An 11,894-nucleotide genomic window follows, 5' to 3' on the forward strand; every position below is an offset into this window, starting at 1 on the left:
GGTGAGCGGGGAGGACGACGAGCGGCCGCCTCGCGAAGGAGCGTCGACGATTCCCGAGGCAACCGAGACGGCCGTCATCATTCCCGTCGCGCCAGCGGAGATGGCGGTATCGAAGCATCGACTGCGCTTCGACGTCGCCGCATCCAAGGGTGTGCCCGCGCATGTCACGGTGTTGTTCCCCTTCGTCTCGCCCGTCGACGTGGACGATCAGGTCATCGCACGGCTCGCGGCCGTGTTCGCCGCAGCCTCTCCCTTCGACTGCACCTTCGACCGGTGCGCCTGGTTCGGCGATGACGTCTTGTGGCTGGCGCCGGAGCGCGACCAGGAGTTCCGCTGCCTCACCGAGCAGGTGGTCGAGAAGTTTCCCGGCTACCTGCCGTACGGCGGGGTGCACGACGACGTCGTTCCGCACCTGACGGTCGGCGAGTCCCGACGAGGCACGGTCGGGGACCTCAAGGCCGCCGAGTCCGACATCAGCGGCAAGCTGCCCATCGTCGCCCGCATCGACCACGCGTTGCTCATGGCTGGTACCGACCAGCCAGACTCGTGGCGAACCGTGGCCAGACTGCCACTGGCTGAGCCTCGCAGCGTGGCGATCGCCCCCTGAGAGACGTCACAGACAGCAGGCGGCTGCGGCGCCGCCCCGCGATCAGGCCTCTGGCGCGCCGGCGTACGTGGTCACGGACGGAAGGTCGCGCGGTACTCGGTGGGAGTACGACCGGTGAGCTCGCGGAATGCGGCGTTGAACGCCGAGAGGGAGGTGTACCCGACCCGGTGCGCGATGGTCGTGACCGAGTCTTCGCCCCCGGCGAGCTCCTCGACCGCGCGTCGCACTCGCAGGCGACGCAGCGCCGCGCGCCAGGTCATCCCACACTCGTCCTCGAACCGGCGGGCCAGCGAGCGGGGCGCCAACCCCACGTCGTGGGCGAGGTCGTCGAACCGGACATCCTCGCCCAGCCGTCCGTCGGTCAGGGCAAGCGCCCGACGAAGCTCCGAGGACTGACCGGCCGGGACGGTGACGGGGCTGGGTTGCAGCGCGAGCTGCCACGCCACGGCCGCGAGCGCACCGAAGATGCTGCGGGCGTACGGCGGGAGAGGGTCCGCGGCCTCTGGCCAGGCGACGCACTCCGAGACCAGAGCACGCGCCAGGGGACTGAGGTCGAACACGGTCAGCGGCGCGGGCGGCTCCGGAGCGAACTGCGGATCGAAGAGCACGGACGATGTCGTCACCGGCTGCGGAATGGCGACCTGGATCGGCTCGCCGGCCGCGATGAGCGCTGCCCGCGCAGGAGGCAGCGACCACGACTTGCCGTGCGCCTCCAGACGGAGCGCGCCCCGGGAGGCGCACAGCAGGTAGTGCCGGTCGACGCACAGCTCGGAAGGTGGCGCGTCGGTGAAGTCCCGTGCGAACGCGTATGCCTCGCGACTCACGGTCTGCCTCGCACGCGGTCACCCTAGACGGCCCCGCCTCAGACCGTCTCCACAAGGTCGGCCCGGAACCGGCGGCTGACCGGGGGCTCGGTCATCAACGGACGCAGCACGACACTCGAACGGGCGAAGGCATCCGAGGCCAGGTAGCCGGCGAACGACGGCTCGTCTGTCCACTCATGGACCACCGCAACGGCTCCGTCGTCGTGGCGCGAGGCGTAGACCCGGAAGTCGAGGTTCCCCGCCATGGCGCGGATCTCGTCGCGCTCGCCGTCGAGCTGGGTGAGTGCGGCGGCCCGGTCAGCCGAGGTGGTGTGCAGGTCGAGTACGGCGATGAACATGAGGGATTCTCCTGTCGGTCGGGTCGCTCTCGGCGACTCCTCGATCCTGTGGCACCGGCCGGAACCTCGCTCGCGTCTGACAGCCACGTTCACGCTGCCAACGGACAAGACGCCGCTGCCCGTCGTCGGTCGCTGGATTGCCGGCAGGAACGAGTCCCCCTGCCGCCGGGTCGGTCATCGTGATCGGCGCAGCGCTCAGCGGCTCTCGTAGAGTTGCGCGATGTCATCCGCACTCAGAGCGGTGTTGTAGATCGCAGCCTCGTCCAGGCTCCCGCTGAACTGCTGAGTATTGCCCCCCGGGCTCGTCCCGATCCCCAGGCCGACGTTCACGGTGTTCAGCGGACCGGCGACTGTTGCGGCTGCCACCGACTGGCCGTCCACATACAAGGTGACGCGGTTCGGGGTCACGGAGCCGTCGTAGGTGAACGCGAACATGTGCGGTTGTCCGTCGAGGTACGAGGGTCCGAACGTCGGGCTCGTCGTGGTCGTGGTTGTCCCCTTGTAGGTGACAAGCTCCGGGCGCCCGAGGTCGAGCCGAAGGCTCCAGTCGCTTGCTGTCCCGTCGACACGATCCAAGAGGTCCATGACGAAGGGAGTGATCGCACTCGACTTCGCCCAGATGACGCCGGACTGACTCGTGCTGTCCATGGAGGCGCTGTGCGGCACCATCGCCACCGACGTGGTTCCGTTGAAGGACACCGCCTTGTCGGTCTCATGGCCCAGCAGTGACGTCGCCCCTCGGGTCACACTCGTGTAGGTCCCGTTGTTTCCGTACCCGGACGAGTCGCTCATCACCGCACCTGACGGCTCATCCAAACGGAAGTAGGCCGAGGGGCCCCCCTTGTTCACGGCTGTTCCGAGAACTTGCGCGTTGTAGCACTGGTCGTCTCCGCTCAATGCACTCTTCGGAGCCGCGTGGCTGCTGATCCAGTTCCAATGGCCCAGGTAGCCGGACCAGAGACTGTCAGAGGCGGCGAAATTGGGGTCCTTGTACTCGATTGTTGCGTTGTCTCCCTTCCCCCAGAAACCGTCCGCAAAGTCTTCCGAGCTCGTTGCTATGACATGTTCGACTTCGTGTGTGGACCCGTAGTCGTGGTCGGCGTAGATGAGGATGTTCTTGTCGTGGAAGCTCGGTGTCACGTTTTCGGTGGTTCCCTTCACCGAGCGGATCACCTTCACCTTGTTGAGGCCGTTGCCCAGGTACTGCGCATCCTCCACATACCGCTCGTCGCTGCACGTGGCGACCGCGACGTTGACCTGACATCCCTGCGCGCGGGCCTTGATGAGGGCGTCGAGCAGACCGTCTCGATCGGTGAACTGGGGCGCGTTTGCGTAGATGGCTGGCACGATCCCGCCTGGCGTCTGAGCGCAGTTGAAGCCGTTGACGACGTCCGCGAGGTCATCGCCGGTGCCTGATGGCTTGGGCGTGAAGCTGGTGAGGTTCCTCCACGTGCTCCAATTGATCCACGACCAAGGCTGGTTGAAGTCAGAGGTGTCGATGTCGCTGCTCGCCGTGGGGTCGTCCTGTTGCATGTCGGTCCAGTAGCCGACGTACTGCTTGGTGAGGTTTGCAGAACTGGTGACCTCAAGCAGGTTCTGGCCAATTTGCTCCTGGCCGTCCTGGGGGTTGAACGACTCCTGAACGACGATGGAATGCTCCGTTGTGTGTGCAGCCGAAGGCTGGACGACCAGGAACTTGTTGTGCATGATCCCCGACTGCGCAGTCATCAAGCAGTAGGACCCGTTTGCCGGCAGATCCTTCTTAGCTGTGCCCTTGTTGAAGCAGCGCGTCACCTGAACTCCCGCCGTGGCGAGACCCGGATCTACGAAGCTCGACTGATCCAAGAGCACCTTCACCGTGACTCCGCTCGTCGCCGCGGACTTCAAAGCGCTCTCAATTTCGGTCATGTTCAATCGATAGAACGCTGCGTAGATGGTGTCACCGTTCTGCGCGGTTCCGATGACGCGCGCCAGCTCATCCTGGACGGTTGTGTCGCCGGTACTGGTTCCGTCGGCGGCGATCGTCGGCTCGTCGAAACACGCGGTGATCGTGAACGGCTGGTCGGTGGTGTAGTTGGAGGTCAGGCCGTCGTCCGGCTTATAGCAGTGACCCACGATGTCGGCGTGAGCGGTCGGAGTGCTGGCCAGCGCAAGCGCCGTGACTATGGCGCTGATGACGCCTACCAGGCAGATCCGAGCAGAGCGAAGCGAGCGCATGGCTCCTCCTAGTCACCCGAACGACCGGGCGTGCGCGAAAGTCGCCTCGGACGCTAGACCTGGCCCCCACGCCGGTCAATCACCGCGGGCACACCGTTGAGCCGGCCGAGGCTCCAGGCGTTCTTTCACACGTCGAAGCGGAACGAAAACGCCCGGTTTGTGTAGTTTGCGATTACCGTTGGTAGCGACCGGAAAACCGGGTCTGACCTGCGGAGACGCGGTTCGCGAGCCGTTGGCAGCCGTTGGTCAGAAACGGGCTCCGCGTGACTTCTTGCGGACTGTTTGCCGACCGCTGGACGGCCGGAGGCCCTGAGGTCATTCGCCGCGGACTCACCGACATGACATCAGGCTAGTCCGAGCCCCGGCCTAGACCTTCGATCTTCGCGGATCTTGCGGACAGGTCGCGGATGCTCTGCCAGACAGCTGCTCGGGGCGCGTCGATCTTGAGTGCGCGGATGTATTCGTCGAGACGTTGCGGGCGATCTTGGAGGTAGGTGACTGCTTTGTTGAGGCTCTCGCCTACCGTCTTGCCGTATGCATCGACCGCCTTGCGCGCGCCGGACTTCAGTGCGGCTGTCTCGGGTTTCATCATGGCCAGGTCGATGAGGTCGCGGCTGAACGTCGACGTGTCTGCCCAGCGGTCGTCATTGGCGAGCAGCTTGGTTGCGACCTGGTCTGTTCGCGTCAGGATCCGTAAGCCACAGATCTCATCGCCCGGGGCGGGAGTGTCGAGGTCGATGCGGCCTTCATGGATGATCTCGAACTTGATCGCAATCCCCGCAACGAGCACCGAGGTCCTGATCCCGTAACCGTCAACAGAGGGTGTTCGACCCAGGTCCAGTTCGCGTGTAGCCAGAGCGTCGAGCCCGTGGTCCCTGACCATCTGGCGCAGCGCGCGGTAGGACTGCGGGTCGGAGACCAGGAAGTCAATGTCAACGGATTCGCGGAACTCACCGTTGGCGAGGACGATCGCGGTGCCGCCTCCGAACCAGCAGTTGTGCTCGGCCAGGAGCGATGCGTCGAGGATCGACAGCACCTCAGCCACCTGTTGGTGGTGCAGCCGCCTAAACAAGGAGCCTCCCGTTGCTGTAGGTGTCCGCCAGGTGCTGGATGAACGCCTTCTCGTGATCGGTGAGGGCTTCCTGGTTGAGGTGTCGCCAGCCGCGTTCGTAGAGGTTGAGCGCCTCTGTCTCGGTGATGGTGGTGCCGGCGTCGGTCTGCCAGGCCAGCGTGCGGAGGCCGGGGTAGTCGCCGACGGTGATCGTCGCCGGTTCTGCTGCTGGAGCGTCGAGGATCGGGACGACGAGGTGGAGTCCGAGTGCGGCTGCAACGTTGATGTAGGCGCCGATCGTGACCGAGGGGTTTCCTGCCTCGATCCTGTGCAGGGTGACACGCGAAACGCCAGCAGCTTCGGCACAGGCGACTACGGTGACACCGAGGGCCTTTCGGCGTTCGCGCAGCCGGGCGCCTAGGCGTTCGAGGTCCGCCTGTTGCTCCGGGCTCGTGTACGGGCTAGGGGTTGGCATGTTTCTCATTTTAGTCATTCGGTTCATTAAGTCAATAATGAGAAACACTTGAATGCCTTTCTCGGCCATTCGGGCTGGCCCAGCGCGAAGCCAGCCGTGCTTCCAGTTCGTCCAGGTCAGACCGATCGACGGGTCCGCCTCCAGCTCGGCCGCGCGCGACCGCACCACGGCCTTCCTCAGTTCTGAGATCTCAACGGACTCCGACTCGATGGTCCGCTCGAGGAGCGCCGGATCGATCATGTCGAGCGTAACGACCCACCGACTTGCAGTTCTGAGCTTGAGCTCCTCACAAAACTAAAGATCCGATGTAGTTTCCGCGCTACCTTGACGTCATGAACGGTCCCCGCCGGAACCTGCGGCTCGCGCTGCAGGGTCTCGCGTTCGGTCAAGCCGGATACTTCACGGCAGCCCAGGCAGTCGACCTCGGGTACAGCTACCAGGCGCAGAAGTACCACGTCGACAGTGGCAACTGGCTCCGCGTCGACCGCGGCCTGTTCCGGCTCCCCGACTGGCCCCCGGCTCCGGAGGACCAATGGGTGCGCTGGACCCTGTGGAGCCATGGCCGCGGCGTTGTGTCCCACGATTCGGCGGCGCTCGTTCACGATCTCGGCGAACTCGATCCGCGTCGCGTGCACCTGTCGGTTCCTTTCGAGTTCCGGGCCGTCGACCCGGCAGTCGTGACCCACCCGACCGAACTACTCACCAAGGACGTCCTCGACCACGGCGCCTGGCGAGTGACCACTCCCCTGCGCACCCTCCTCGATCTCGCGCGCGGCGACACCACGCAGGAGCAGGTCACCGCCGCCGTCGGAGCCGCCCTCGAACAGGGACTGACGACCGTCCAACGGATCTGCACCCGTTCCGACGAGGCCGGCGACCGGGCCGCGCTCCGGATCGAGCGGGCGCTCGGTGCAGCGGCCAAGCCGTAGCACCATTTCCCATCGTTGGGGTGCTCGAGAGTCCCGACCGTCAGCCCCAGAAGATCGGATCGCCGCTGGTCTCGATGTGGTCGAGGAGCGCCCGGACATTCTTGGTCGGCCGCTTGTGCTTGTACTCGTGGAACATCAGGTGCCGGTCGCGCCAGTAGATCGTCCATTGGCCGGTCGACTTCGTGTAGCGCAGCCGGGCGATCGGGAACCGGGTGTGCTCGCCGACGCCGTCCCATGGTGGCCGCACCTCGACGATGTCGACGTAGCGGTCGGCAACGTCGGCCTCGACCTTCAGCTCGTCCCACAGGTGCTCGGGCACCCGCTCCCGCGCCCAGATGCGGACGCGGTGCAGGTCAGTCTCGGGAAGCGCCATCACACCAGCGTGCCACTGAGTGAACGGATCGGCGCATGACCAAGAGGCCGGAGCGTCGCCGGGCGTGCGGACTGTCTGCGGACCACTCGGCCCCCAGAATCGACAATCCTCAACGCCTACTAGCGAATCCCGACAGCGCTAAACATTGAAGCGGAACTCGACCACGTCGCCGTCGTGCATGACGTAGTCCTTGCCCTCCATGCGGACCCGGCCGGCTTCCCGCGCCTTGAGGAGCGACCCCGCCGTCATCAGGTCGTCGTAGGAGACGATCTCGGCCTTGATGAACCCGCGCTGGAAGTCGGTGTGGATGACACCCGCGGCTTCGGGGGCGGTGGCGCCCTTGCGGATGGTCCAGGCGCGCGTCTCCTTGGGGCCGGCCGTGAGGTAGGTCTGTAGTCCGAGGGTCTCGAAGCCGACGCGCGCCAGCTGGTCGAGACCCGACTCCTCGACGCCGAGCTCGGCGAGCATCTCGTGGGCCTCCTCGTCGGAGTCGAGCTCGACGAGCTCGGCCTCGAACTTCGCGTCGAGGAAGATCGCCTCGGACGGCGCCACGAGGGCCTGCATCCGCTTCTTGAGGTCGTCGTCGCTCAGCTCGTCCGCGTCACAGTTGAAGACGTAGATGAACGGCTTGGCGGTCAGCAGCGACAGCTCGCGGAGCAACGAGATGTCGACCGACGCCGCGACGAGCGGCGTACCCCCCTCGAGGGCGGCCTGAGCCTCACGGGCGGAGTCCACGTTGGCGATGAGCTCCTTCTTGCCGCGGGCCTCCTTCTCCAGCCGCGGCACGGCCTTCTCCAGCGTCTGGAGGTCGGCCAGGATCAGCTCGGTCTGGATCGTGGTGAGATCGGACTCGGGGTTGACCTCGCCGTCGACGTGCGTCACGTCGTCGTCGCGGAACACGCGGGTCACCTGGCAGATCGCGGCGGACTCGCGGATGTGGGACAGGAACTTGTTGCCCAGCCCCTCACCCTCGGAGGCGCCGCGCACGATGCCGGCGATGTCGACGAACTCGACGGTCGCCGGCACCAGTCGGGCCGAGTCCAGCAACGCGCCCAACGGCTTCAGCCGGGCGTCGGGGACACCGACGACGCCGACGTTCGGCTCGATCGTGGCGAACGGGTAGTTCGCCGCGAGCACGTCGTTCTTGGTCAGGGCGTTGAAGAGCGTGGACTTGCCCGCGTTGGGTAGACCGACGATGCCGATGGTGAGAGCCACGGGCGGGCAGTCTACGGAGCGCCGGCGAGCAGCTCGACCCGGCGGGTCCAGGCGAAGCGCAGCACGGTGACGGAGAACACCCAGGTGATCGCGACGACCAGCGCCTCGAACGTCCCTCCCCCGCCCTTGGCGAAGATGCCGTGCTCGACGTCGTACAGCAGGTCCATGCTGCCGAGGTAGAGGCCGGCGGCCCCGGTCGCCACCAGCCAGAGCAGCGCGCCGGGCTGCCGTCGCACGAGGGTGACCAGGGCCGCGATGCAGGCGAGCCCGAGCCAGAGGTCGGCCAGGGGGAAGGCGTTCTCGAAGTCGTAGTAGGCCCGGGTGTGCTCACTGGCGATCCAGTCGCGGTGGGTGAACCAGATCGTCCAGTACGCCGCGTCGAGGGCGACCGCGACCACCAGCATCGCGATCACGGCCCTTCGCACGCGCCGATCAAACCAGGTCGTGGCTCCGACGCCACCACCCCGGCCGCCGATGGCGGCAGGGGCGGCAGGGGCAACAGGGGCGGCAGGCGCGGCAGGGGCGGCAGAGCGTCGGTCAATGGCGACCGGGACCGTCGTCGCCGCCGTGGCGGTGGTGACGGCCGTGATGACCGTGGTCATCACCCGGCTCGGGCTCGCCGTGGTGGCGGTCTGCTGATCGAACCTCGGCCGCGGCCGGGGAGGGGCCGCCGTCTTTGGCGAACGCCGCCCAGGCGCCGAGCGCCGGTGCGACGACAAGAGCCCAGGCGGCGGCGATGGCGATGCGCTTCATGGTTGTCTCCTCGAGTTGGGTGCTGCGGAGGACTCACCGGTCGAGGAGTCGCGGTCGGAGCCGCCATCGGACACTGGCGCGACCACCGACCACCGACCACCGACCACCGGCCGGGGTCCCTGTGGCCCTCTAGGCTGGGGCCGTGCGGATCGCGACCTGGAACGTCAACTCCCTCCGCTCCCGGATCGACCGGGTCGAGGCCTTTCTGCGCCGCCATGACGTCGACGTTCTCGCCGTCCAGGAGACCAAGGCGCGCGAGGACCAGCTGCCGTTGATGGGCCTCCAGGCAGCGGGCTACGAGATCGCGGCGGCGGGAGTGAACCAGTGGAACGGCGTGGCGGTGATCAGCCGGGTCGGGCTGGACGACGTGACCTCCGGCTTCGACCAGATGCCGGGATGGGGCGAGCCGCTGGCACCCGAGTCCCGGGCGATCGGCGCGACGTGTGACGGCGTCCGCATCTGGTCGCTGTATGTGCCCAACGGTCGCAAGCCGGACGACCCGCACTACGTCTACAAGCTCGACTGGCTGGCCCGGCTGCGAGACGCCGCGGCCCCCTGGCTCGCGGAGCAGACGGCCCTCGTCGGCGACTGGAACATCGCTCCCCGCGACGACGACGTCTTCGACATCGCCGCGTTCGCCAAGGACACGCACGTCACACCGCCTGAGCGGGCGGCGTTCCAGGGGTTCCTCGACGACGGCTACGCCGACCTGGCTCGCCCGTACACCTCCGAGCCGGACATCTACACCTACTGGGACTACTACCGCCAGCGGTTCGAGCGCAACCGCGGCATGCGAATCGACTTCCTGCTCGGCTCCCCGAGCGTGGCCGCCCGCGTCACCGGCGCCTTCGTCGACCGCGACGAGCGAGCCGGGCAGGGTGCCTCCGACCACGCGCCGGTCGTGGTGGACCTCGCCGGCTGAAGCGCACCCGTCAGCCGATGGGCGCTCGCCGCGCCCTACGCTGGAGCCTGTGTTCCGGGCAACACGGCTGCTCATCGTCGGCGCGACTCATCTCGGTCGTGGCGAGCATCGGGAACCCGACAAGGCCCTAGCGGGGATCGTGGATCGCTTCTGTGGCTGGCGTCCCGACGCCATCGCGATCGAAGCCCTGCCGGGAGAGTTGATCGACTCCTGTCTCCGGCTCGGCGGGCCGTTCGCGGACATGCGTGTCGGTGGCGTACCACAGGCCGCGGCCTGCGCCGAGGCGGTGCGCGATCTGCACTCATGGGATCTGTGGGAGGCGCGACGGATCGGGCAGGATCGCACCCGAGAGCGGGCCGAGCGCGTGGTCGCGTGGTGTGCCGCCTTCGAGCCGTACACCGCACTTCTCCTGGCGCGCCGTGCGCGGGCCCTTCCCGCCACCGTTCGCGAGGCGTTGGACGCGGTGGAGGCGGGCGGGGGCGAGATCTCCCGCGTCGCCGCACAGGCCGCCGCCCGGCTGGGCATCGAGCGCCTGCATCCCTTCGACGACCATGGCAACGGGGCAGCCATGAACGACTTTGCGGAGGAGGACTTCGACGAGTTCATCCTGGCGCTGCACGCGAAAGCGCGTGACCATCCGCTGGTGGCTGGCGAGGCCGCAGAGGTGCGCAGATCGATGGAACGGCGTGACCTGTGGACCCTGTGGCGCGACAGGAGCTCGCCTTCGATGGTCTCGGCAAGCAACGAGCTGGAGTCGGGCTTCTTCCTGACGCACGGCCAGCCGGACGAGCTCGCCCGCGCGGCGCTCGCGGGGTGGAGGGCGCGGAACCTGCTGATGGCGGGGCGGCTTCGCTCGATCACGGGTGGCTATCCGGGGGGTCGAGTCCTCGCCCTCGTCGGCCATGCGCACAAGGGGCCGCTGGAAGAGGCCTTGGCCACCGATCAGTGGGACCTGGACATCGTCGACGTCTCTGAGCTGGATCGACTGCGTTCGACATAGGCCGGTCGAGACGCCCGATCCTGCCGAAGTCAGTGGACCGGGTCCAGGCTCCTATCGCAGGAGGCGACCGACTCGCCCGTGCGACCCGGAGGACCAGCACACGCCGTGCACGCACTGCACGGAGTCGTAGCCCTGCCCGAACGTCCGCCAGGTGCGGCCGCCGTCCTTGGTGATGTCGCTGCCGCTGGTCCCGACCGCGATCGCGACGCCGGGCGCCCCAGGGACCCAGTCGACACCCGAGCGGTAGCCACCCAGGCGGCCACCGTTGTGCCAGGTGCGTCCGCCGTTCGTCGTGTACGCCGAGGCGTGGGCTCCCTTGCGCGGCTTGGTGTAGTCGCCACCCACCGCGAGACCGTGGCTCGTGGTCTTGAACGAGAGTCCGAACGTCCCGCCCGCCTTGGCCGGGGGGATCGTGGAGTCGGCGACGCTCCACGAGCGGCCTCGGTCAGTGGTGCGGAAGACGCGGCTGGCGGCACCTCCGGAGGCGATCCAGGCCCGGCGGTGGCCCGCGGTCACCAGGCAGGTGCCCGAGGCCGCGAAGCCGAACTCGCCCTTCGCCCGAGGCATCCGCCTGCGGGGAAGGACCTTCCACGTGCGCCCGCCGTCGGTCGTGCGGATCACCCGGAACTTGTTGTGCACGGGGTCACTGACGGCGAGCCCGACGCGCCCGCCGGGCCACATCGCCATGCAGTCGTAGAACGCCAGCTTGTTGTGGTTGACGAAGGTCGTGGTCCAGGTGCGCCCGCCGTTGCTCGTGCGGTAGATCCGGCTGGCGGTCCGGGTGCCGATGGCCAGCAGCAGCGCGTGGCGTCGGTCGGTCGCCTCCACGTCGCGGAAGAGCAGCTTGGAGGAGTGCGGGGGCGCGACGTCCTTCCAGTGGCGACCGCCGTCGGTGCTCCGCCACACGCCCCCCTCGTCACCGCTCACCCAGGCGACCCGTCCGTTGACGGCGTCGAGGCCTCGCAGCTCCTGGTCGGAGCCGACGCGGGTCTGGTGCCAGGCCAGGGCCTTGCGCGCCTGGCTCGAACGCGCCGAGGACCCGTGCGCGGCCATCGGGCTCGCGAGCACGAGGGACACCAGGGAGGCCAGGGCGAGGGTTCCGAGGGTTCGTCGCATCCCTCCACCCTGTCCCCGACGGACCCTGGGTGTCCAGGGCCTCCGAGGGTCGTGTGCCCAGCCCGCGCGATGGC

Annotated in this window: 13 protein-coding genes; 4 read left to right on the top strand and 9 right to left on the bottom strand. The window is 67.6% G+C overall.

Features of this window, described 5'->3' with window-relative positions; genetic code table 11:
- Position 1: 1 nt before the first annotated feature.
- Positions 2–607, top strand: coding sequence for a 2'-5' RNA ligase family protein (locus VHW64_RS19730; protein ID WP_329652284.1), 606 nt, complete (start codon positions 2–4; stop codon positions 605–607).
- Between the two features lie 71 nt (positions 608–678).
- On the opposite strand, the gene VHW64_RS19735 is transcribed toward VHW64_RS19730, so the two are convergent.
- The 5 genes from VHW64_RS19735 to VHW64_RS19755 form a co-directional block, all read right to left on the bottom strand.
- On the bottom strand, positions 679–1,431 hold the full coding sequence (locus tag VHW64_RS19735) for an AraC family transcriptional regulator (protein ID WP_329652285.1): 753 nt from the start codon (positions 1,429–1,431) through the stop codon (positions 679–681).
- A 38-nt stretch (positions 1,432–1,469) separates the two neighbouring features.
- Entirely contained in the window at positions 1,470–1,769 is a 300-nt protein-coding gene (locus VHW64_RS19740) for a putative quinol monooxygenase (RefSeq protein WP_329652286.1), read from the bottom strand.
- 195 nt (positions 1,770–1,964) lie between these two features.
- On the bottom strand, positions 1,965–3,986 hold the full coding sequence (locus VHW64_RS19745; RefSeq protein ID WP_329652287.1) for a LamG-like jellyroll fold domain-containing protein: 2,022 nt from the start codon (positions 3,984–3,986) through the stop codon (positions 1,965–1,967).
- Positions 3,987–4,335: 349 nt separating this feature from the next.
- On the bottom strand, positions 4,336–5,031 hold the full coding sequence (locus tag VHW64_RS19750) for a nucleotidyl transferase AbiEii/AbiGii toxin family protein (RefSeq protein WP_329652288.1): 696 nt from the start codon (positions 5,029–5,031) through the stop codon (positions 4,336–4,338).
- A gap of 19 nt (positions 5,032–5,050) precedes the next feature.
- Positions 5,051–5,752, bottom strand: coding sequence for a helix-turn-helix domain-containing protein (locus VHW64_RS19755; protein WP_329652289.1), 702 nt, complete (start codon positions 5,750–5,752; stop codon positions 5,051–5,053).
- 92 nt (positions 5,753–5,844) lie between these two features.
- On the opposite strand from VHW64_RS19755, the gene VHW64_RS19760 reads away from it, so the two are divergent.
- Positions 5,845–6,441, top strand: coding sequence for a type IV toxin-antitoxin system AbiEi family antitoxin domain-containing protein (locus tag VHW64_RS19760; RefSeq protein ID WP_329652290.1), 597 nt, complete (start codon positions 5,845–5,847; stop codon positions 6,439–6,441).
- Positions 6,442–6,481: 40 nt separating this feature from the next.
- Here VHW64_RS19760 and VHW64_RS19765 read toward each other — a convergent pair whose 3' ends face one another.
- From VHW64_RS19765 to VHW64_RS19775, 3 genes are all read right to left on the bottom strand, one after another.
- Positions 6,482–6,814, bottom strand: coding sequence for a DUF3024 domain-containing protein (locus tag VHW64_RS19765; protein ID WP_329652291.1), 333 nt, complete (start codon positions 6,812–6,814; stop codon positions 6,482–6,484).
- A gap of 138 nt (positions 6,815–6,952) precedes the next feature.
- The gene (gene ychF / locus VHW64_RS19770; protein WP_329652292.1) at positions 6,953–8,029 is read right to left on the bottom strand and encodes a redox-regulated ATPase YchF; all 1,077 of its coding nucleotides are present in this window, start codon (positions 8,027–8,029) and stop codon (positions 6,953–6,955) included.
- Between the two features lie 11 nt (positions 8,030–8,040).
- Complete coding sequence (locus VHW64_RS19775; RefSeq protein WP_329652293.1) at positions 8,041–8,454, bottom strand: hypothetical protein; 414 nt, start codon at positions 8,452–8,454, stop codon at positions 8,041–8,043.
- Positions 8,455–8,924: 470 nt separating this feature from the next.
- Between VHW64_RS19775 and VHW64_RS19780 the strand changes: the two genes are divergently transcribed.
- Positions 8,925–9,704 carry an exodeoxyribonuclease III gene (locus VHW64_RS19780; protein WP_329652294.1) on the top strand — a complete coding sequence of 260 codons (780 nt, stop codon included), beginning with the start codon at positions 8,925–8,927 and terminating at the stop codon, positions 9,702–9,704.
- A 49-nt stretch (positions 9,705–9,753) separates the two neighbouring features.
- Positions 9,754–10,704 (top strand): DUF5694 domain-containing protein, encoded by a 951-nt coding sequence (locus VHW64_RS19785; RefSeq protein ID WP_329652295.1) that lies wholly within the window; start codon positions 9,754–9,756, stop codon positions 10,702–10,704.
- A 51-nt stretch (positions 10,705–10,755) separates the two neighbouring features.
- Here VHW64_RS19785 and VHW64_RS19790 read toward each other — a convergent pair whose 3' ends face one another.
- The gene (locus tag VHW64_RS19790; protein WP_329652296.1) at positions 10,756–11,820 is read right to left on the bottom strand and encodes an oxidoreductase; all 1,065 of its coding nucleotides are present in this window, start codon (positions 11,818–11,820) and stop codon (positions 10,756–10,758) included.
- Positions 11,821–11,894: the final 74 nt, after the last annotated feature.

Source organism: Nocardioides sp. (assembly GCF_036267815.1).
Lineage (GTDB): Bacteria > Actinomycetota > Actinomycetes > Propionibacteriales > Nocardioidaceae > Nocardioides.